We start from the raw sequence: 21,614 nt of genomic DNA on the forward strand, positions 1-21,614 counted from the left end.
ACCATTGACTGCTGAAATAATTAATGGAAAAGAGCTGGCACAAACACTAAGAGAAGAAATGAGTAAAGAAGTCACAGAATTGAAAAATCAAGGCATTGTTCCACATTTAACAGTCATACTGCTTGGAGATAATCCTGCTTCAAAGTCATATGTTAATGGTAAGAAAAAAGCCTCCGGAGAAACAGGCATTTCTTCTGATGTAATTGAAATGTCTGCATCCACTTCTGAAAAAGAACTTCTTCAAAAAATTCATGAACTTAATGATGATGAATCAGTACATGGTATACTGGTACAATTGCCACTTCCCGACCATATAAATGAACAACATGTAATTGAAGCAATTAAACCCGCTAAAGATGTTGACGGTTTCCATCCTGTTAATATTGGCAGAATGATGACGGGACATGATACATTCCTGTCATGTACTCCTTATGGGATATTAACTATGCTGAAATCATATGATATTCCAATAGAAGGTAAACATGCCGTTATTATCGGGCGAAGCAATATAGTCGGTAAACCGGTGGGGCAATTATTGCTGAATGAAAATGCAACCGTAACATATTGTCATTCCAAAACCTCTAGTTTAATAGATTATACAAAGGATGCGGATATTCTGATAGTTGCTGTTGGAAGACCAAATGTAATCGATAATAAGCATGTCAAAGAAGGTGCTGCTGTTATCGATGTTGGTATTAATCGTCTGGAAAATGGCTCTTTGACAGGAGATGTGGATTTTGACGCTGTAAAAGAAAAAGCCGGTTACCTGACACCAGTCCCAAGAGGAGTAGGACCGATGACGATAACAATGCTTTTAAAAAATACAATTAAAGCTGCTAAAGGACTGGCTGAAAGTGAAGGATAATTATTTAACAGTTACCGCCTTAACGAAATATATCAAGCGGAAATTAAACAGTGATCCACATTTAAAAAACATTTGGCTTAAAGGTGAAATATCGAATTTTAAACATCATAGCCGGGGCCATATGTATCTGACGATCAAAGATGACCATTCACGAATACAAGCGGTCATGTTTGCTGGAAACAACCGTCGCTTAAAATTCTCACCCGAAAATGGCATGAATGTATTAATTAAAGGTGAGATTAACGTTTTTGAGCCTTATGGACAATACCAGCTATATGTTCAGCAAATGGAACCGGATGGGATAGGCTCTCTCTATTTAGCCTTTGAACAGCTAAAAGAAAAGTTACATAAACAAGGATATTTTGACCAAAGTCATAAGAAGGAAATCCCGAGGTTTCCGAAGAGTGTAGGTATCATCACATCACCAACCGGTGCTGCAGTACGTGATATTATTACCACAATTAAAAGAAGGTATCCGATTGTAAAGACTACGGTAATACCTGTACTTGTACAAGGGATAAATGCACCGGTATCGATTCAGAAAGCAATAAATTTAGCTAATAACCATGGCGATTTTGATGTACTGATCGTTGGTCGCGGTGGAGGTTCCATTGAGGAGCTTTGGAGTTTTAACGAAGAAATAGTAGCAAATGCAATTTTTTATTCATCCATCCCTGTTATATCAGCTGTCGGACATGAAACCGATGTAACTATAAGTGATTATGTAGCTGATTTGCGGGCGCCAACCCCGACCGGAGCAGCAGAAATTGCGGTTCCATCCCAATTGGAACTGTCTGACAAGCTTTCAGGTTTAACACGCTCATTAATAAGACAAATGAAGGAAAGTATAACCGGTTCTAAACAGTCACTTCAACGGATGAAACAATCTTACGCATTTCGTTATCCGGAACAGCTGCTGACACAAAAAGAGCAGGAATTGGATAAACAGGTGGAACGTCTTGATAAAACGACAAATAATTTGTTGAAAGGCAAGCATGATGCAATTAAAAGTTTAAACGCCCGGATTGCTGCACAACACCCTAATCAGCAGCTTAACTATTCAGCAAAAGAGCTGAAACAGTTAACGAAGCAGAATAATCATTTTATGAATAAAATTGTTGAGCAAAAAACAATCCGTTTAAGAAATGTTATTGAAAAATTGGCGCTGCTCAATCCACTGGAAACGATGAAACGCGGATATGCCATTCCGTATAATGAGTCAGGGGACATCATTAAATCAACAAATAATGTGAATGAAAATGACCAAATCGTAGTACGGGTATCTGATGGGACACTTGAATGTCACGTAATGGAAGTAAAGGAGGAAAATAATGGAGAACGAAAATAATATGTCTTTTGAGGAAGCAATGGTAGAGCTTGAAAAAATTGTGAGTAAGCTTGAAGAAGGCGATGTTCCTTTAGAAAAAGCAATTGCCTACTATCAGGATGGGATGAAGCTGTCTAAATTTTGCAGTGACAAATTGACAAATGTGCAGGAGAAAATGACTCAAATTATGAATGAACAAGGTGAGCTTGGAGAATTTGAGGTACAGGAGGAAGAATAATTTTGCATCATAATTTGGATGAATTTATCAATGAGAACAAAAGGATCATCGAGGAAGAAATGAAAAGGCATATGTTGCGATTAACCATTCCAGATCAGTTAAAAAAATCCATGTTGTACTCACTGGAAGCAGGGGGGAAAAGGCTAAGACCAATTCTGCTGCTGGCAAGTTTTAAAGCATATGGCAACGATATTAAGAAGGTATTGTCAAGTGCAGTTGCTCTTGAACTCATCCATACCTATTCATTGATACATGACGATTTGCCGGCGATGGATAATGATGATCTAAGACGGGGGAAGCCAACAAATCATATAATGTTTAAAGAGGCAACCGCAATATTGGCAGGCGACGCCCTATTAACCTATAGTTTTGAACTTGTAATGAATGATCCAGAATTAACTGACAGCGAGAAGATTTATATTACAAAATTGCTGTCAGAGGCAAGCGGACCCAAAGGAATGGTGGCCGGTCAAATACTGGACATGGAAGCAGAGGAAAAAGAAATTACCCTTGAAGAATTAGAAACCATTCACAAACTTAAAACCGGTGAATTACTCAGGTTTGCAATTAAATCAGGTGCTTATGCTGGTGGTGCAACAGATAAACAGATTAAACATATGGATGAATTTGCGTACTATCTGGGGTTAATATTCCAGGTCCAGGACGATATATTGGATGTTTCAGGCGATCCTGAAAAACTCGGCAAGCCTGTTGGAAGTGATCAATCAAATCAAAAGAACACGTATCCAAAACTGCTTGGGCTTGATGGAGCGATTGAGAAAAAACAATTCTACGTAAACAGGGCAAAGAAAGCTCTGGAAAACGCAGGAGCTGATAATTCTTACCTAATGTATCTAACTGATTATTTCAGCAATCGTGATTACTAGGATGATTAAACGAAAAAGAATTACCACTTAGATACAGTGATTCCCTAAAAAATTCGAGTTTACACTATTAGATTTCAATTAATTTTTATGGTATAATTAAAACATAATAGGAATGGTGCAGTATTCTAGTCAGTCCTCCGTTTCTGAAGGCGGGCCTAAAAATCCGCCAAAGGGCACATCGATGAAGTTCCTTGTGTTGGCTTGAGGCGCCCAGCCTTGGGTCAGTGCTGGGAGTTAAGGTTTTCGGGCGATCCACAAAGGCATGTGGGCGTTGACCCGATTACCGCGGAGGCCCATATCTGTAGTGATGACTAAGCCTAGGAATCATTATGGAATGGGGTATGAACCTGTACAATGGGGTAAGGGACTCCTTATTGACAGCGTAGCCTGCCTTGAGTGGTAGTGAGGGGATTAGAGCCGTAATAACTAGTCAGGTGGCCACTGACTCGGTTATTTTTATCTCTATGAAATCAACACTGCAAAAGAGGCTAGGGATCGGTTAAAGACTGTTGAGGAAATCTCCTAGACTGTTCCAATGACATTTAAAAGGGATTATGGTGTGGACTAAGTGGTAATCCAGTCCAGCTTTGGGAAACCGGGCTGAGATGGTTTTAAAGGGGAACCGCCTTAATGGTAACATTGGGTAGCCATCTGGGAAAACCTACTGGACCTAAGCCGCAATTTTAACCTTTTAAGTGACCATTCCTAACTACATATTAAGTTAGAGGTTGAAAATGAAATCACAAATAAGAAAATCTTTAAAATTCAGTTTAGTTATAGCCGTTATCACTTTTGTGCTGGCGGCTATTTTTTCAATCGTATCTTCCTCTGTATTGAGTGAAGTTGTTTGGATAGCTGGATTAGTTATTGTGTTTATAATCTTACTTATCGGTGTTGTGTTTGACATGCTAGGAATCGCCTCCACGGCGGCACAGGAGGCTCCATTCCACGCCATGGCAGCTGAAAAAGTAAAAGGTGCAAAAGAGTCTGTAATTATTATTCGAAATGCGGATAAATTTGCCAGTTTTTGTAACGATGTAATCGGGGACATATCCGGAATAGTAAGTGGTACGGCGTCTGGTATAGTTGTGCTGCAAATATCACGCGAATTAGGACAGGGTGATGGCTCGGCTGTATATCTTGCCTTATCTGTTTTATTAACTGCACTGGTTGCTGCATTAACAGTAGGTGGAAAAGCGTTGGGTAAATTTCTTGCAATTAACGCTTCAACAAAGATAATATTTTTTGCCGGTAAGGTTATTGCTTTTATTGAAGGCAATTTTAAAGTCAGGTTACTGCCCAGAAATAATTAGACTATTTAATGTTGTATTCATATGGTTTACAATTTAGTATGAATGATACTAAAAGCAGAGGAATTTATATATGGCTAAAAAACGGTTAGATGTATTATTAGTGGACAGGAATCTGATTGAAACAAGAGAAAAAGCAAAACGTGTTATAATGGCAGGGCTTGTTTTTTCGGAACAAAATCGATTAGAAAAGCCTGGGGGAAAGGTTGATGAAAATATCCCAATAACAATAAAAGGAAATCTAATTCCATACGTTGGCCGGGGAGGCTTGAAGCTGGAAAAGGCATTAGATCATTTTTCGATTTCACTTGAAAATAGAATAATGATTGATGTCGGTTCATCTACAGGCGGCTTTACGGATTGTGCACTGCAAAACGGTTTACAACTTTGTTATGCAATTGATGTTGGATATAATCAACTGGACTGGAAATTAAGAAATGATGAACGGGTTGTTGTTATGGAAAGAACCAATTTTCGTTATGTAACTCCCGATATGATTAACCATGGTGTGCCTGATTTTGCCACGATAGATGTATCATTTATTTCTTTAAAATTAATACTTCCGGTCTTAAGGCAACTTCTGCACCAGGGAAGCGATATTGTTGCGCTAATTAAACCGCAATTTGAAGCCGGGCGGGATCAGGTGGGAAGAAAAGGGATTGTACGTGATAAATCTGTTCACATGGACGTTCTGCGAGAAATTCTAAGCTTTGCAAAACAGGAAGGATATCAATTACTTGATTTAACTTATTCACCGATAACCGGCGGTGATGGCAATATTGAATTTTTGGTGCATTTGGGTTGGAAAACCGCAAAAGAAGGAAAAAGCTTTACTGATATCGAATTACAGTCAGTAGTCGAAAATGCTCATCAAGAACACAGAAAGAATTGAAACGTGATTAGTGGAGGCTTTTAATGAGTAAAATCCAACGTCATATTAAAATACGCGAATTAATTACTGAAAATGAAATAGAAACGCAGGATGAACTGGTTGAGCAGCTTGAGTCACTAGGGTTTAACGTGACCCAAGCCACCGTTTCACGTGATATAAAAGACCTTCATCTTGTAAAAGTTCCCTCTGTTAATGGCAGGTATAAATATAGTTTGCCTGCAGACCAGCGATTTAATCCGATGGAAAAATTAAAGCGCTTAATTATGGATGCCTTTGTCAAAATAGAACATGCCAATCATTTCATTGTACTAAAAACCTTGCCTGGCAATGCTCATGCTATCGGTGTTTTAATTGACAATTTGGAATGGGAAGAGATTATGGGAACAATTTGTGGTGATGATACCTGTCTGATCATATGCAGAACAGAACAAGACGCAGATTCCATAAGGAACCGCTTTTTAAGTATGCTTTAATGAATGATGGGGTGACAAACATGCTGACCGAATTATCAATTCAAAATTTTGCAATCATTGATGAAATATCTATTACATTTAATGAAGGACTCACTGTTCTGACCGGAGAAACAGGTGCCGGAAAGTCAATCATTATTGATGCAATTCAACTGCTTGCCGGAGGTCGCGGATCCGTTGAATATGTTAGACATGGGACAAAAAAAGCAGAAATTGAAGGATTGTTTTCGCTTGATTCCGACACACATGAGGTTTATGAGACAGGAAAAAATTTCGGCATCGATATCCAGGATGGCATGATTGTTCTAAACAGAACCATAACAGAAAGCGGGAAAAGCATATGCAGAGTAAATGGAAAACTGGTTACTCTGGCCATATTAAGAGAGTTTGGAAAGAATCTGATTGATATACACAGTCAACATGAAACGCAATCCCTTATGGATTCGGAAAATCATATTCATTTACTGGACTTATATGATGAAAAGCGAATTAATAAATCCAAACAGGAATACCGTAGGTTGTATGAAAAGCTTTCAACGTACAAAAAGAGATATAAAGAACTAAGCGAGAATGAACAGGAAATGTCACATCGTCTGGATCTTCTGAAGTTTCAAATTAATGAACTGGAAGCTGCAAACTTACTTCCGAATGAAGATGAAGAATTGGAAGAGGAACGCAGTCAGCTGGCTAATTTTGAACGGATATACAAGGGATTACAGGATGCCTATAATGCTTTGTATGGAGAGCAAAAAGGTATTGATTGGTTAAATCAGGCTAATCAGGCTCTTCAGGATAACCAGGAATATGATACGTTTATTGCAGAAAAAGCCGAGGAAATGTCCAATCATTATTATCTGATAGAAGAGTTAATGTATGAATTACGTAATTATACAGATTCCCTCCAATATGATCCCGAACGGCTAAACGAAATTGAATCCAGGCTAAGTGAAATAAATCGGTTAAAGAAGAAATATGGTCCATCCGTAAATGACATTTTGGAATATATTGGTGAGATTGAAGAAGAAATTGAACAGATAACCAATAAGGATTCACATTTAAGTAAATTATCCGAGCAAATTAATGAACTTGCCCAGGATGCTTATTTAGAGGCTAAACAAATGCACGATCTCCGTAAAAAAGCAGCCGAATCGTTGACTAAAGACATTCATCAGGAACTTAATGGTCTGTACCTGGATAAGGCAAAATTTTCTGTTGCATTTGAAAGTAAAAAGGAACCGGAAAATGAGTATGGATTGATTAGGAACAATGTTAAATTACATAAAAATGGTTTTGATTATGTACATTTTCGCATATCAACGAATCAGGGAGAGCCATTAAAAGAATTGAGCAAAGTTGCATCCGGTGGTGAATTATCACGAATCATGCTTGCTTTAAAGAACATATTCGCTAAACATCAGGGAATGACGAGTGTTATATTTGATGAAGTGGATACAGGTGTCAGCGGTCGTGTTGCACAGGCAATCGCTGAAAAAATATATCAGATTTCAAAACGTTCACAGGTACTATGTATTACTCATTTACCACAGGTTGCTGCGATGTCTGATACACATAAGTTAATCGAAAAGCTTGAAAAAAACAATCGAACATCCACTAAAATTATTGAGCTGTCCGAAATGAGTAAGGTTGATGAATTAAGCAGGATGATCACCGGCACGAAATTAACAGAAACTGCCAAAGATCATGCAAAAGAATTACTTGAATTAGCCACAGCATTTAAAAATTAAAAAAAGGGGATAAATTGGATGAAAAAGCCAGATGCTATAGTATCTGGCTTTTTTGATCTTAATACCTTTTATCCATAAAATTTATAGGAAATGTTACACATCTTTTCTTATTTTTCACCAGTTTAAAACAGATACAGTTCGGTAAAATAGAAATACACAAATAAATAAATGGTATGGGTTAGGAACGAGGAGAGTGAATTGGGTGAAGCGCATTAAAGAAATAAGTATTTGGACAGGTTTATTATTTCTAATAAGCATTCTGGCTATTGCCTTTACAGTCCCCGTACAAAAACACTTTGGTATTCCTAATCAAGTCACAGCCATTGAGTATAACTTATCAGCCAACAAACCAGTTTCTGGAAAAAATGAACACGAGAATAATGATTCCTCCGTATTTTATGCAGAAAAACCCGTAAATAGTCAGCTTTTTCGTGAAGCTGCGGGACTACCGGCAAAAAAAATAAATGATGAGAAACTTGAGGATATGAAAGTAATCCCTGGAGGACAATCAATAGGTGTGCAGTTGCACACACTTGGAGTACTTGTCGTTGGCCATCATCAGGTCAAAGGTGAAAATGGAAAAGTATCACCTGGTGAAGATGCGAATATTCAAGTGGGAGATGTGATTTTAAAAATTAATGGAAACAAAATAAAAGGAATGGAAGATATAAAATCATCTGTTAAAAAAGCGGGAAAAAACGATAAAAAATTGGATATCAAGATTAAACGTGGAGATAAAACCTTTGATACAACGTTAGAACCTGTAAAAGATGACGAGGAAGATGAATACCGTATTGGATTGTATATCAGAGATTCTGCAGCGGGAATTGGAACAATGACTTTTTATGAACCTGAATCAAAAAAATATGGGGCTCTTGGTCATGTCATTTCTGATATGGATACCCAAAAGCCAATAGAAATTCATAATGGAACAATTGTGAAATCAAATGTAACTTCAATTGAAAAAGGAAATAATGGTACCCCTGGTGAAAAACAGGCAAAGTTTTCTGTTGATGACAAAAAAATTGGGAGCATTACAAAAAATAGTCCATTTGGTATTTTCGGTAAACTTAATAAATCGCTGTCAAATGGACAGTATGACAAACCAATGCCAATTGCACTTTCACATGAAGTCAAAGAGGGTCCTGCCAAAATTTTAACCGTGATTGATGGAAATGAGGTTAAAGAGTTTGAAGTTAAAGTTGTAAGCAGTGTACCGCAAAAATTTCCAGCCAAAAAGGGAATGATTATTCAAATAACAGACCCCGAATTATTGAAGAAAACAGGCGGAATTGTTCAGGGTATGAGCGGCAGTCCGATAATTCAGGATGGCAAAATAATTGGTGCCGTAACACATGTGTTTGTAAATGATCCAACATCCGGTTATGGCGTTCATATCGAATGGATGTTGCAGGAGGCTGGACTAGGAACTAAAAAAGAAGAGCAAAAGAAAGCAAGTTGATAAAGTGACTTGTTACAGGATAAAAGTACCTGTAACAAGTCACTTCTTATGTTATAATTTATATATATTTTTCGACAAAACTAACTCCTTTTTGTCATATTTTATCGAATGTTATCGATATTAAGAGAAAATAAGCGTAAATTAAAGTAAATCGAAAAAAATTTAAAGTTTTTTCTATAAAAGAAGGATATTTGAATCTTATGTCGAATAAGTTACGTGGATAAAAAGAACAAGAATACATAAAGGAGGAAATATTTAGTGGAGAAAATTTCAGTTTGTTTAGTTGATGACAACAGGGAACTTGTTCAGTTAATGGAGGAGTATTTTGAAGGCCAACAGGATATTGAAGTTATCGGGGTAGCGTATAACGGTAAAGATTGCCTTGAAATGCTTGATGAAATGGAACCGGATGTACTTGTTTTGGACATTATCATGCCACATGTTGATGGTCTTGGCGTATTAAATACACTTCGTGGAATGGAACGGAACAATCATCCAAATGTAATTATGTTAACTGCTTTTGGCCAGGAAGAGGTTATGAAAAAAGCAGTTGATTTAGGAGCATCCTATTTTATTTTAAAACCATTTGATTTGGACAATCTGGCTGATCAGATTCGCCAGGTACAAGGGAATAATACATTACAGGCAAGTCCGAAGAAATCAAATAATAAAGAGCGCAAGAAGAAAGATCTTGAAGCGAGTATAACGAATATTATTCATGAAATTGGAATTCCTGCACATATTAAAGGTTATATGTATTTAAGAGAAGCAATTACGATGGTTTATAATGATATTGAACTTTTGGGATCGATTACAAAGGTACTTTATCCTGATATCGCCAAAAAGTTTAATACTACTGCATCAAGGGTTGAACGTGCTATTCGTCACGCGATAGAAGTAGCGTGGAGCCGTGGGAACATCGAATCAATTTCACAGTTGTTTGGTTACACTGTTAGTATTTCCAAAGCAAAACCGACCAATAGCGAGTTTATTGCAATGGTTGCAGATCGGCTTAGGCTTGAGCATAAAGCAAGCTAAAAAGTAAAAATACTGTACGCTGGAATATCAGCATACAGTATTTTTTATTTACTCAACTTTCGTACCAATAATGTAAGCTCAAAATGTATACTGCGGAAAAAGCTGTTTCTGGAAGAGAAAGATATATAATGCGCAGTAACTTTTTTAAAAATATGGAGTGCTATATCACCGCTGCGGAAATACACTACGCTTTCCATGGGCGGCTGATGAGCCTCCTTGCTCCTTCGTCGCTGCTGAGTCTCATCTAGGCCTCTGCTCCCATAAGAAGGAAGGCCGACTAAAACCGGCCTTGTCGGCCAACGTCGGCATACCCCTGATGCAGGGGCATGTATTTCCTACGCTGGGTTTAGTTTCATTTACTTTGATATTAATTGTAATAGAATATCAAACATCTATGTTGCACATTACCAGCGTTTGATTGGAGCGGAGGGCAGTCGACTCCTGCGGGAAAAGCAAAAGGTTTTCGGTGGGGCGAGTAATCGCAGTCCCAACGGCTGAATACCCCGCAGGAAGTGGTTTTCTTCCGAGGAGGCTGAAGCGTTGCCCGCGGCTAAGAAGACACTGCGAAAACGAACTTTTTGAGCAGATGTCGCCTTGGTACCCGGAGGTGTGAAAGCGACTGCCCGCAGCGGAGATCATACGCGGCGTTTACTGCGCATTTTCTATCAAATGCGTAATCAAACGATAGCTGTTAATCCAAAATCAACTCAAGTATTGTATCTCCAGCCTTCCACAATCATTCAAGGCTTATGTATCCATTTCACACTGCGAAAGTTGAATTATACAAAATAACATCATTTAAATAATTCACAACAATCCACGTGAAAACAAGTTAAGAACCTATTCAAAAAATACTTTATACAGGGATTGTATTGCACGATTCAATCCTTCCGACTGGATACCGAACATCATTGATACATCGGATGACCCCTGGTTTATCATTTCTATATTTACATTTGCATCGGTGAGTGCAGTCGTTGCTTTTTGTGCTATCCCAACCGTACTCATTATACCTTCACCAACAATCATTATCATTGCAAGATTCCGGTTGAACATTATCATGTCGGGCTGTAACTCTTTTTTGATACGGTTTTTAATTGCTTCTTCCTTCGATGCAGTTAGTTGCGTATCACGAATTATTACTGACATGTCATCGATTCCTGATGGAGCATGTTCAAATGAAATGGATTCCTCCTCCAATATTTGCAGAAGTTTCCGTCCGAACCCCAGCTCGCGGTTCATTAAATACTTACTTACATATAAACTTGAAAAACCCGCATCACTTGCAATTCCAACTACACATTTTTTACTTGGTTTCTTATTGGCAACAATCATTGTTCCAGAGGCTTTGGGGTTGTTCGTATTTTTAATACATACCGGTATTTTTTGTTGAAAAGCAGGGATTAACGCTTCATCATGGAATACGGAAAATCCGGCATATGACAATTCACGCATTTCCTTATAAGTTAATGTTTTGATTTCTCTGGGATTCTCGACAATTGCAGGGTTAACGGAATAAACAGAATCGACATCGGTAAAATTCTCATATAAATCTGCTTTTACACCAGCTGCTACCAGGGATCCGGTAATATCAGATCCGCCTCTGGAAAAAGTGATCAGTCGGTTATTCTTTGTGAAACCGAAAAATCCCGGTATAACAATTATCCCTTCTCGTTGCCTAAGCCCGTAAAGTTTCGAAAAACTGTCAGGCAGTATTTGTGCATGGCCGGGTTCATTGCTGACAATGATTCCTGCATCCTTAGGGTTTACGTAGTGTGCATTTAATCCTAATGTCTTCAGATATTCACTGACAACCTTTGCACAGCTGTCTTCGCCGATTGATTTTAATGCATCCATTTTTAAACCCCTGGATTCATCATCACTATTGATTATTGATTGTATGGAGTTCTTTATATCATCGAGGATAGTCGTTGAAATGTTAAGTTCCTTTACAATTTCCGAGAAGCGATCCAATACTAAATCCAATTTCTCTGTATAACGTTTATTTTGAAAAGCAAGCTCACCTGTTTCAATTAGAAGATCTGTCATTTTTAAATCATTTTTATATCTTTTACCTGGAGCAGAAACGACTACAAATTTTCTCTCTGGCTCACCTTGAATAATTGCTCCGATTTTTTTGATTTGATTGCCGTTCGCTACAGAACTTCCTCCGAATTTTACTACATTCATTCTCATCGCTCCAATTTTCCATCTACTTGAATAATTTCTCAAAAATTCCTGTTTTACTTTACTTCTTTTTTCTGTTTTGCTGGCGCTTGCGATCCCGATGGACGATAAAACCCCCGATAAAGGCAATTCCGCCTAAAAACAAGATAAAGCCGAGTGCAAACTGAATTCCTAGGTGATGAAATATCGGGTTATATTCGTCAAATAACGTGTCACGCATAAGTTTAATCCCATATGCAGATACAAGGCCGGGTATAAGTAATATTAATACTGCTACGATGCGAATCATGTTTTTTCCCCTTTTAATGATGAAATAAATCTTTTAATAGTATAGCAAATTTTAAAAGAAATAGGAATTAATCAAAATTTGCTTAAAAATGCAGGATAACGTATGATAAAAGTGTGCAATAAATTGCAAGGTGGTATCTATATGAAACGGGTTCTAATAGTTGGTGCCGGTAAGGGCGGCAGTGCGTTGCTGGAAATATTGTATAATACAGACCGTATGGAAATTATTGGGGTGGTGGATACAAACAGATCTGCAGAAGGGTTAAAGGCAGCACAAAATTATGGGATTCCTACCGATGATAATTGGGAAAACTGGATTGATAACGATGTTGATATCATTATCGAGGCGACTGGTGATGAAAAAGTTCTGGAAAATTTACTGGAAAGAAGAAATGGTAAGACAGTAGTCATCCCTGGAACCGTTGCATACATAATTTCTGAGCTGTTTGAAGAAAAGGAATCTCTCCTGGAACGGTTAAAACTTCAGACGAATAACCAGGAACTGATTCTCAGCAACATCCGTGATGGTATGATAGTTATCAATAATCAGGAAATTGTTCAATTCGTGAATAAAAGTGCTGCCAGGATCGTCGGAATACCCGAGGAAAAATTCATGGGTCATGATATAAAAAACGTTATTGCCGGTACAAGGCTGCCGCACGTGTTACGAAGCAGAAGAAGAGAAGTAAATCAAAAGCTTGTATTGGAAAATGGCAAAAAAGTCATTACAACCCGAATTCCAATAATAAATGCACAGGACAGACTGATTGGCGCCTTTGCTGTATTTAAAGACATTACCGAAGTAGTGAACCTGGCTGAAGAGAATACTGACCTTAAAGAAATAAAAACGATGCTCGAGGCAATAATTCAGTCATCAGATGAAGCAATAACTGTGGTAGATGAAAATGGAATTGGCATTATGATAAATCCAGCATACACAAGGATAACCGGACTGAAAGAGGCAGATATTGTTGGTAAACCGGCGACTGCCGATATATCCGAAGGCGAAAGTATGCATATGAAGGTGCTGCAAACACGACGTGGTGTTCGAGGGGTTCGTATGAAGGTAGGACCGGCAAAAAGAGATGTACTGGTAAATGTTGCACCTGTAATTGTGGATGGAAAAATCAGAGGAAGTGTTGGTGTACTGCATGATGTTTCTGAAATACAGACGCTCACCAGTGAACTGAAGCGGGCACGTCAAATTATTCGGAATCTGGAGGCAAAGTATACGTTTGATGACATTATTGGGCCTTCAGCTGAAATGAGGATAGCTTTGGAGCAGGCTAAAGTAGGTGCGAAAACGCCTGCAACAGTTCTTTTAAGGGGAGAATCGGGAACAGGAAAAGAATTATTTGCCCATGCCATTCATAATGAAAGTGACCGTAAGCACAATAAATTTATCCGGGTTAATTGTGCTGCAATCGCAGAATCTATATTGGAAAGTGAATTATTCGGGTATGAGGAAGGTGCATTCTCGGGCGCAAAACGAGGTGGTAAAAAAGGGTTGTTTGAGGAAGCAAACACGGGAAGTATTTTTCTTGATGAAATTGGTGAGCTATCCCTTCATATGCAGGCAAAACTGCTGCGAGTGCTGCAGGAGCATGAGATAGTCCGTGTGGGTGGAACCGACCCGATCACAATAGATGTTCGCGTAATTACAGCAACAAATGTCAACCTTGAGAAAGCAATAATGAACAAAACATTTCGGGAAGATCTGTATTACCGTTTGAATCGCCTGCCGATATATATTTCTTCCCTTAAGGAACGAGGTGATGATTTGCCTGATCTGGTTCATCATCTTATATCCAAAACAAATCAGGATTATGGAAGAAATGTTAAAACAATTGAACAGGATGCGATTGAGTATTTAAAAAGCTATCATTGGCCGGGAAACGTCCGGGAGTTGGAAAATGTAATCGGACGAGCAATGATTTACATGGACATGAATGAAGAGGTAATTAAAAGAGAACATATCCCTAATCTTATTGCTGCCGCAAAAAATCAGAGCTTGGAAGACGGCTTTACATCATATGAAAGTTTACAAAGCGCAATTGATAATTATGAGAAACAATATATAAGCAAAGTTTATAAGGATAATGACTTTAACAAAACGAAAACCGCAAAAGCATTAAATGTGTCTATACGAAATTTGTATTATAAACTTGAAAAGCATAAAATTGAAAAAAATAACATGCAAAATTTTTCATAATATGCAACATATTTCATTAACCAACACGCATAATAAAGCGCTTTCAACGATTAGGAATTGGCACGGTTTTTGCATGGATATCTATGGGATGATGGGAGGCAACTCATGAATACACTACAGGTATTGCGAGATCAGGCAAAAGCAGAAAATAATCAAATTGTTTCAGTTGCCAATGCAGCAGACGAAGGGGTGCTTCATGCAGTTAAAGAGGCAGTTGAGGAAAATTTATGTTCTTTCCTGTTGTTTGGAAATGAACAGGAAATAACAGCAACTGCCAAATCAATCGATTTTGACTTAAATGCAGACGAAATAACTGTGGAACATGTCGAGAGTAATTATGCAGCAGCGGCAGTAAAAGCCGTCCATGAAAATAGTGCGCATATACTTATGAAAGGAAATGTTTCAACAAAAGCTCTCTTAACAGCCGTATTGAATAAGGAATATGGCTTGCGTTCAGAAAGCGTACTGTCGCATGTTGCATTATTCCAAATACCGAATCAGGATCGGCTTATTTTTTTAACGGATGCTGCAATGAATCTGACACCAACATTAAGTGAAAAGGTGGAAATAATAAATAATGCTGTACAAGTTGCTGAAGGGATAAATATCAACGATCCAAAGGTAGCTGTTTTGGCAGCAGTTGAGAATGTCAACCCTGCTATGCAGGCAACCGTTGATGCTGCAACAATCACACAAATGCAGAGAAGAGGTCAAATCACAGGTTGTTTAATTGATGGACCACTGGCATTTGATAATGCAGTATCACAAAAAGCTGCCAAACAAAAAAATATCCATTCTGAGGTAGCAGGGAATGCGGATATTTTAATGGTGCCAACTATTGAGTCGGGCAACATGCTGTATAAATCTTTTATTTATTTTGCCAATGCAAAAGTTGCCGCCGTTATCAGTGGAGCAAAAGCACCTATTGTGTTAACTTCCCGTGCAGACTCAAGTGAGAATAAATTATATTCTTTATCGCTTGCATTATTATCATCCAAAACTTTTTAGGAGGAATAGAGAAATGGAAATTTTTAGTTATATGGAAAAATATGATTATGAGCAATTAGTGTTTTGTCAGGATAAAAATTCAGGATTAAAAGCAATTATCGCAATTCATGATACAACCCTCGGACCAGCACTAGGCGGAACAAGAATGTGGACATATGACTCGGAAGAAGATGCTATTGAAGATGCTTTACGCCTTGCTAAGGGCATGACATATAAAAATGCAGCCGCAGGATTAAACCTTGGTGGCGGTAAAACAGTTATTATCGGTGACCCTAAAAAAGATAAAAATCCGGAAATGTTCCGTGCATTTGGCCGGTATATTCAGAGCCTTAATGGTCGGTATATTACCGCAGAGGATGTAGGCACAACGGTTGAAGATATGGATCTGATTCACATGGAAACAGACTTTGTTACGGGGATATCTCCTGAGTCCGGTTCATCCGGCAATCCGTCACCAGTGACAGCGTATGGTATTTACATTGGAATGAAGGCTGCAACAATGGAGGCATATGGTAATGACTCACTGGAGGGCAAGACCGTCGCAGTTCAGGGTGTCGGCAATGTGGCTTATAAACTGTGTGAACATTTACATGAAGAGGGAGCTAATTTAATTGTTACGGACATTAATCAGGATGCGGTGAAGCGTGCGGTAGATGCCTTTGGAGCAGAAGCAGTCGGTCCAGATGACATATATAGTGTGGATTGTGACATATATGCACCTTGTGCGCTCGGGGCAACCATTAATGATGATACAATACCGCAACTGAAAGCAAAAGTTATTGCCGGTTCAGCAAACAATCAGCTCAAGTCTTCAAAACACGGTGATATTATCCATGAAAAAGGAATCGTCTACGCACCTGACTATGTGATTAATTCTGGTGGAGTTATTAATGTTGCTGATGAATTGAATGGATACAATGAGAAACGGGCAATGAAAAAGGTTGAAACCATTTATGATAACTTAATCAAAGTTTTCGATATTTCAAGACGCGATAACATTCCTGCATACGTCGCTGCAGACCGCATGGCTGAGGAGCGGATTAATTCATTGAAAACATCACGCAACCAATTTTTACTTAATGGGCACCATATTCTGAGCAGACGCTAAGACACAGCTGTCATAATTATGGAGGTAAATCGGATGTCACATCAGCTATTTAGAATATTAGTTATCAACCCTGGATCAACATCAACGAAAATTGGCGTATTCGATAATGATAATTGTGTTTTTGAAAAAACGATTCGTCATAATGCTGATGAAATTGGGCATTTTGGTCGTATCATTGATCAATATGATTTTCGTAAGAGAGTAATATTGGAACAGCTTGATTATGAAGGGATAAATATTTCAAAATTGAATGCTGTTGTTGGCCGCGGCGGCCTCCTGCGCCCGATTGAAGGCGGGACTTACGAAGTTAATGAGTCAATGCTTGAAGATTTGCGAATGGGCTATAATGGTGAGCATGCTTCCAACCTTGGAGGCATCATTGCGAATGAAATTGCAAATGGGCTGAATATCCCTTCATTTATTGTCGATCCTGTTGTAGTTGACGAGCTCCATGAAACAGCAAGGGTATCCGGTGTTCCTGAAATCCCCAGAAAAAGTATTTTTCATGCTTTGAATCAAAAAGCTGTGGCAAGGAGGGCAGCACTGGATATGGGAAAATCCTATAACAATGCGAACTTGATTGTTACACACATGGGTGGCGGAATCACAATTGGTGCCCACAAAGGCGGGAAAGTAATTGATGTGAACAATGGGCTGCATGGGGATGGACCATTTTCTCCTGAACGAGCAGGAACTGTACCGGCCGGTGATCTGGTCTCCATGTGTTTCTCAGGACAATTTTATCGGGATGAAGTAATGAAAAAGTTAGTTGGTAATGGCGGATTGACAGCTTATTTAAAAACAAATAATGCTGTCGAAGTGGAGAATCAGATTGAACGTGGTGATGCGTACGCTTCCTTTATATACGATGCCATGGCATACCAGATTGCTAAAGAAATTGGATCTATGAGTATTGTACTCGAAGGGAATGTCGATGCAATTGTTTTAACGGGTGGTCTTGCATATGGTAAGTCGTTTGTTGAAATGATATCGGACCGTGTAAATTGGATTGCAGATATAATTACTTATCCGGGAGAAAATGAGTTACAAGCCCTTAACGAAGGTACTTTACGGGTGCTTAGAGAAGAAGAAGCGGCTAAAATATATCCTGATAACTAGATAAAGGAGTGTTGATCTAATGGCAAAAGATTACGATCTTGTTGTTCTGGGAGGAGGAACAGGAGGCTATGTTGCTGCAATTCGGGCGTCACAGCTGGGAATGCAGGTTGCCGTTGTGGAAAGTGCTGACCTTGGCGGAACATGTCTGCACCGTGGCTGTATCCCGTCAAAGGCACTATTGAGGAGTGCAGAAGTATATAAACAAACAAAAGAAGCCAGTAGTTATGGTGTGGAAACGAAGGATACTACATTAAATTTCATAAAAGTTCAGGAACGAAAAAACGGTATCGTTAAACAACTTCACCAAGGTGTTCAGGGCCTAATGAAAAAAGGAAAGATTGATGTGTATGAAGGGTATGGACGAATCCTTGGTCCAAGTATTTTCTCACCAATGCCAGGTACAATTTCAATTGAATATGAAAATGGCGATGAAAATACGATGATCGTACCTAAAAATGTTTTGGTTGCAACGGGTTCCAAGCCAAAATCTCTTCCTGGTCTGGAAATTGATGGTGTTTATGTAATGACTTCCGACGAAGCTTTACAAATGGAAACGCTACCTTCCTCCATAATAGTAGTTGGAGGTGGCGTTATCGGGATTGAGTGGGCATCGATGTTAGCTGATTTTGGAGTTAAAGTTACGGTTATTGAATATCTTGATCAGATCCTGCCGACAGAAGATGAAGCAATTGCCAAAGAAGCCGAAAAACTGTTGAAAAAGAAAGGGATTACGTTTGTCAAGGGTGCAAAAGTATTGTCTGACACACTTAATAAGGATAACGGCGTAACAATTAATGCTGAAATAAATGGAGAAACTGAAATCTTTAATGCCGATAAAATGCTTGTATCTGTCGGACGGGAAGCAAATACAACCAATATCGGACTTGAGAACACAGATATTGTAGTTGAAAAGGGCGTTATTCAAACGAATAAACATTATCAAACGAAAGAAACACATATTTATGCTATCGGCGACGTCATTGGCGGCATGCAACTGGCCCATGTTGCCTCACATGAAGGAATTGTTGCTGTTGAACACATGGCTGATAAGGAACCATTGCCAATCGATTATGATCATGTTCCAACATGTATTTATTCGAATCCGGAAATTGCCAGTGTTGGACTGACTGAAAAACAGGCAAAAGAGCAAGGGTTGGAAATTAAGGTTGGGAAGTTTCCATTCAAGGCAATTGGAAAGGCGCTTGTTCATGGTGATTCTGAAGGATTTGTTAAAATAATTGCCGATAAAAACAACGAAGATTTACTGGGGGTTCATATGATAGGCCCGCATGTAACAGATATGATTTCAGAAGCGGGACTTGCTAAAGTACTTGATGCAGCAGCATGGGAAGTGGCAGACAGTATTCACCCGCACCCGACACTTTCAGAAGTAATGGGTGAAGCGGCATTAGCTGTAGATGGAAAACAAATACACGGATAATTTTAAAGGGAGGGAATGTTAATGGCAAAAAATCGCCATGAATCGTTAGGATTAACGGATGAACAGGCAATTGAAATGTATAAAACGATGCTTTTAGCCCGGAAATTGGATGAAAGAATGTGGCTTCTTAACCGTGCTGGAAAAATTCCTTTTGTTATTTCCTGTCAAGGGCAGGAGGCTGCACAAGTGGGAGCATCATTTGCACTTAACCGCGAGGAAGATTATGTCGCGCCATATTACCGGGATATGGGAGTGGTGCTTGCATTTGGTATGACTCCAAAAGAGCTGATGCTTTCAGCTTTCGCAAAAGCAGAAGATCCAAATTCAGGTGGTCGGCAAATGCCGAGTCATTTCGGCCAAAAGAAAAATCGGATTTTGAGTCAGTCTTCACCAGTGACAACACAGCTTCCACATGCTGTTGGTGTAGCATTGGCTGCCAAAATGGAAAAGAAAAACCTTGTGTCGCTCGTTACCTTAGGGGAAGGCTCATCCAATCAGGGTGATTTTCATGAAGGGTTAAATTTTGCAGGTGTTCATAACTTACCCGTAATTACAATGGTGGAAAATAATAAATATGCCATTTCTGTTCCACTGGAAAAACAAATTGCCGGTGAAAATGTGTCCGACCGTTCCGAGGGATATGGCATGCCAGGTTATACAATAGATGGAAATGATCCGTTAGCTGTTTATGAGGCTGTTAAAGAAGCGAGAGACCGCGCAGCAAGTGGTGAGGGTCCAACATTGATTGAAGCAGTATCATATCGTTTCACTGCACACTCAAGTGATGATGACGACCGGCAATATCGTGAAAGCTCGGAAGTTGAGGAAGCAAAGAAAAAAGATTCAATTATTACCTTTGCCGCATATTTAAAAGAGGCTGGAATTCTTACAGATGAAATGGATAAAGAAATAAATGGTGAAATTGGTGAGATTGTTAATGAAGCAACAGACTACGCGGAAAACGCGCCATACGCAGAAGCTGAATCTGCCTTAAAATATGTATATGAAGAGTAGGGAGGGAAATACATTATGCCAGTTATGTCATATATTCAAGCAGTTACAGCTGCATTAAAAGAAGAAATGCAACGTGATGAAAAAGTATTTATTTTAGGGGAAGATGTTGGAAAAAAAGGTGGCGTATTCGGTGCTACCAAAGGATTATATGATGAATTCGGTGAATATCGGGTACTTGATACACCGCTCGCGGAATCTGCTATTGCAGGTGTAGGAATTGGTGCTGCCATGTATGGTATGCGCCCCGTTGCTGAAATGCAATTTGCAGATTTTATTATGCCTGCCGTTAACCAAATTATTTCGGAAGCAGCAAAAATGCGTTACCGTTCAAATAATGACTGGAATGTTCCTATGACAATCCGCGCACCATACGGCGGTGGTGTTCATGGTGCTTTATATCATTCACAATCGGTTGAAGCAGTATTTGCAAATCAGCCCGGCCTGAAGATTGTCATGCCATCAACACCTTATGATGCCAAAGGGTTACTGAAGGCATCTATTCGTGATAATGATCCGGTATTATTTTTTGAACATAAACGTGCATACCGTTTGTTAAAAGGTGATGTACCTGAAGATGATTATGTTCTGCCAATTGGTAAGGCAGACGTAAAAAGAGAAGGGTCAGATGTGACGGTTATTACTTACGGGTTGGCTGTTCATTTTGCACAGCAGGCAGCTGAAAAGCTTGAGGAAGAGGGAATTGACACACATATTCTCGACCTTAGAACAGTATACCCGCTAGACAAGGAAGCAATAATTGAAGCTGCCAAAAAGACTGGAAAAGTATTATTAATCACAGAGGATAACAAAGAAGGCAGCATTATTGGCGAAGTTGCAGCGATTATTGCAGAAAATTGCCTGTTCGATCTGGATTCCCCTGTACAACGGCTGGCAGGACCTGATATCCCGGCAATGCCGTTTGCACCAACAATGGAAAAATACTTTATGATAAATCCGGATAAAGTGGAAAAAGCAATTCGTGATTTAGCAGAATTCTAAAAGT

General features: G+C 39.0%; 19 protein-coding genes. 17 read left to right on the forward strand and 2 right to left on the reverse strand.

Annotated elements, in window-relative coordinates; all coding sequences use genetic code 11:
* The first annotated feature begins 4 nt into the window (after positions 1-4).
* From folD to spo0A, 10 genes are all read left to right on the forward strand, one after another.
* Positions 5-865 (forward strand): bifunctional methylenetetrahydrofolate dehydrogenase/methenyltetrahydrofolate cyclohydrolase FolD, encoded by an 861-nt coding sequence (folD, locus tag G6R02_RS07720; protein WP_164668653.1) that lies wholly within the window; start codon positions 5-7, stop codon positions 863-865.
* Entirely contained in the window at positions 855-2,213 is a 1,359-nt protein-coding gene (gene xseA / locus G6R02_RS07725; protein ID WP_164668654.1) for an exodeoxyribonuclease VII large subunit, read from the forward strand. Before folD ends, xseA begins: the two co-directional genes overlap by 11 nt.
* Complete coding sequence (locus G6R02_RS07730; RefSeq protein WP_164668655.1) at positions 2,197-2,430, forward strand: exodeoxyribonuclease VII small subunit; 234 nt, start codon at positions 2,197-2,199, stop codon at positions 2,428-2,430. Before xseA ends, G6R02_RS07730 begins: the two co-directional genes overlap by 17 nt.
* A 2-nt stretch (positions 2,431-2,432) precedes the next feature.
* Complete coding sequence (locus G6R02_RS07735) at positions 2,433-3,317, forward strand: polyprenyl synthetase family protein (RefSeq protein WP_164668656.1); 885 nt, start codon at positions 2,433-2,435, stop codon at positions 3,315-3,317.
* 734 nt (positions 3,318-4,051) lie between these two features.
* Positions 4,052-4,630, forward strand: coding sequence for a hypothetical protein (locus tag G6R02_RS07740; protein WP_164668657.1), 579 nt, complete (start codon positions 4,052-4,054; stop codon positions 4,628-4,630).
* A gap of 70 nt (positions 4,631-4,700) precedes the next feature.
* Positions 4,701-5,519, forward strand: coding sequence for a TlyA family RNA methyltransferase (locus tag G6R02_RS07745; RefSeq protein WP_164668658.1), 819 nt, complete (start codon positions 4,701-4,703; stop codon positions 5,517-5,519).
* A gap of 23 nt (positions 5,520-5,542) precedes the next feature.
* On the forward strand, positions 5,543-5,992 hold the full coding sequence (gene ahrC / locus G6R02_RS07750; RefSeq protein WP_164668659.1) for a transcriptional regulator AhrC/ArgR: 450 nt from the start codon (positions 5,543-5,545) through the stop codon (positions 5,990-5,992).
* Positions 5,993-6,012: 20 nt separating this feature from the next.
* Positions 6,013-7,734, forward strand: a complete 1,722-nt coding sequence (gene recN, locus G6R02_RS07755; protein WP_164668660.1) for a DNA repair protein RecN — start codon at positions 6,013-6,015, stop codon at positions 7,732-7,734.
* A gap of 202 nt (positions 7,735-7,936) precedes the next feature.
* On the forward strand, positions 7,937-9,196 hold the full coding sequence (gene spoIVB / locus G6R02_RS07760) for a SpoIVB peptidase (RefSeq protein WP_246202530.1): 1,260 nt from the start codon (positions 7,937-7,939) through the stop codon (positions 9,194-9,196).
* A 258-nt stretch (positions 9,197-9,454) separates the two neighbouring features.
* Positions 9,455-10,234 carry a sporulation transcription factor Spo0A gene (gene spo0A / locus G6R02_RS07765; RefSeq protein WP_164668662.1) on the forward strand — a complete coding sequence of 260 codons (780 nt, stop codon included), beginning with the start codon at positions 9,455-9,457 and terminating at the stop codon, positions 10,232-10,234.
* Between the two features lie 840 nt (positions 10,235-11,074).
* On the opposite strand, the gene G6R02_RS07770 is transcribed toward spo0A, so the two are convergent.
* Both G6R02_RS07770 and G6R02_RS07775 read right to left on the reverse strand, forming a co-directional pair.
* On the reverse strand, positions 11,075-12,424 hold the full coding sequence (locus tag G6R02_RS07770) for an aspartate kinase (protein ID WP_164668663.1): 1,350 nt from the start codon (positions 12,422-12,424) through the stop codon (positions 11,075-11,077).
* Between the two features lie 58 nt (positions 12,425-12,482).
* Positions 12,483-12,710 carry a DUF2627 domain-containing protein gene (locus tag G6R02_RS07775; protein WP_164668664.1) on the reverse strand — a complete coding sequence of 76 codons (228 nt, stop codon included), beginning with the start codon at positions 12,708-12,710 and terminating at the stop codon, positions 12,483-12,485.
* A 141-nt stretch (positions 12,711-12,851) separates the two neighbouring features.
* Between G6R02_RS07775 and G6R02_RS07780 the strand changes: the two genes are divergently transcribed.
* The 7 genes from G6R02_RS07780 to G6R02_RS07810 all read left to right on the forward strand — a co-directional run bounded on the left by G6R02_RS07780 (position 12,852) and on the right by G6R02_RS07810 (position 21,610).
* Positions 12,852-14,921: a sigma 54-interacting transcriptional regulator gene (locus G6R02_RS07780; protein ID WP_164668665.1), complete on the forward strand. Its 2,070-nt coding sequence runs from the start codon at positions 12,852-12,854 to the stop codon at positions 14,919-14,921.
* Positions 14,922-15,026: 105 nt separating this feature from the next.
* Positions 15,027-15,929, forward strand: coding sequence for a phosphate butyryltransferase (yqiS, locus tag G6R02_RS07785; protein ID WP_164668666.1), 903 nt, complete (start codon positions 15,027-15,029; stop codon positions 15,927-15,929).
* A gap of 13 nt (positions 15,930-15,942) precedes the next feature.
* Positions 15,943-17,037: a branched-chain amino acid dehydrogenase gene (gene bcd, locus G6R02_RS07790; protein ID WP_164668667.1), complete on the forward strand. Its 1,095-nt coding sequence runs from the start codon at positions 15,943-15,945 to the stop codon at positions 17,035-17,037.
* Positions 17,038-17,070: 33 nt separating this feature from the next.
* Positions 17,071-18,156, forward strand: a complete 1,086-nt coding sequence (gene buk, locus G6R02_RS07795) for a butyrate kinase (protein ID WP_164668668.1) — start codon at positions 17,071-17,073, stop codon at positions 18,154-18,156.
* 19 nt (positions 18,157-18,175) lie between these two features.
* Positions 18,176-19,597 (forward strand): dihydrolipoyl dehydrogenase, encoded by a 1,422-nt coding sequence (gene lpdA, locus G6R02_RS07800; RefSeq protein ID WP_164668669.1) that lies wholly within the window; start codon positions 18,176-18,178, stop codon positions 19,595-19,597.
* A gap of 21 nt (positions 19,598-19,618) precedes the next feature.
* Complete coding sequence (locus G6R02_RS07805; protein WP_164668670.1) at positions 19,619-20,611, forward strand: thiamine pyrophosphate-dependent dehydrogenase E1 component subunit alpha; 993 nt, start codon at positions 19,619-19,621, stop codon at positions 20,609-20,611.
* 15 nt (positions 20,612-20,626) lie between these two features.
* Positions 20,627-21,610, forward strand: coding sequence for an alpha-ketoacid dehydrogenase subunit beta (locus G6R02_RS07810; protein ID WP_164668671.1), 984 nt, complete (start codon positions 20,627-20,629; stop codon positions 21,608-21,610).
* Positions 21,611-21,614: the final 4 nt, after the last annotated feature.

The organism is Virgibacillus doumboii, assembly GCF_902806455.1.
GTDB lineage: Bacteria > Bacillota > Bacilli > Bacillales > Amphibacillaceae > Lentibacillus > Lentibacillus doumboii.

Excerpts from the sequence above, each read along its gene's own strand:
- G6R02_RS07730 (WP_164668655.1), top strand. The coding sequence starts at position 2,197 with ATGGAGAACGAAAATAATATGTCTTTTGAGGAAGCAATGGTAGAGCTT.
- buk (WP_164668668.1), top strand. The coding sequence starts at position 17,071 with ATGTCACATCAGCTATTTAGAATATTAGTTATCAACCCTGGATCAACA.
- lpdA (WP_164668669.1), top strand. The coding sequence starts at position 18,176 with ATGGCAAAAGATTACGATCTTGTTGTTCTGGGAGGAGGAACAGGAGGC.
- bcd (WP_164668667.1), top strand. The coding sequence starts at position 15,943 with ATGGAAATTTTTAGTTATATGGAAAAATATGATTATGAGCAATTAGTG.
- G6R02_RS07745 (WP_164668658.1), top strand. The coding sequence starts at position 4,701 with ATGGCTAAAAAACGGTTAGATGTATTATTAGTGGACAGGAATCTGATT.
- ahrC (WP_164668659.1), top strand. The coding sequence starts at position 5,543 with ATGAGTAAAATCCAACGTCATATTAAAATACGCGAATTAATTACTGAA.
- G6R02_RS07770 (WP_164668663.1), bottom strand. The coding sequence starts at position 12,424 with ATGAATGTAGTAAAATTCGGAGGAAGTTCTGTAGCGAACGGCAATCAA.
- yqiS (WP_164668666.1), top strand. The coding sequence starts at position 15,027 with ATGAATACACTACAGGTATTGCGAGATCAGGCAAAAGCAGAAAATAAT.
- recN (WP_164668660.1), top strand. The coding sequence starts at position 6,013 with ATGCTGACCGAATTATCAATTCAAAATTTTGCAATCATTGATGAAATA.
- G6R02_RS07740 (WP_164668657.1), top strand. The coding sequence starts at position 4,052 with ATGAAATCACAAATAAGAAAATCTTTAAAATTCAGTTTAGTTATAGCC.
- G6R02_RS07775 (WP_164668664.1), bottom strand. The coding sequence starts at position 12,710 with ATGATTCGCATCGTAGCAGTATTAATATTACTTATACCCGGCCTTGTA.
- G6R02_RS07810 (WP_164668671.1), top strand. The coding sequence starts at position 20,627 with ATGCCAGTTATGTCATATATTCAAGCAGTTACAGCTGCATTAAAAGAA.
- G6R02_RS07805 (WP_164668670.1), top strand. The coding sequence starts at position 19,619 with ATGGCAAAAAATCGCCATGAATCGTTAGGATTAACGGATGAACAGGCA.
- G6R02_RS07780 (WP_164668665.1), top strand. The coding sequence starts at position 12,852 with ATGAAACGGGTTCTAATAGTTGGTGCCGGTAAGGGCGGCAGTGCGTTG.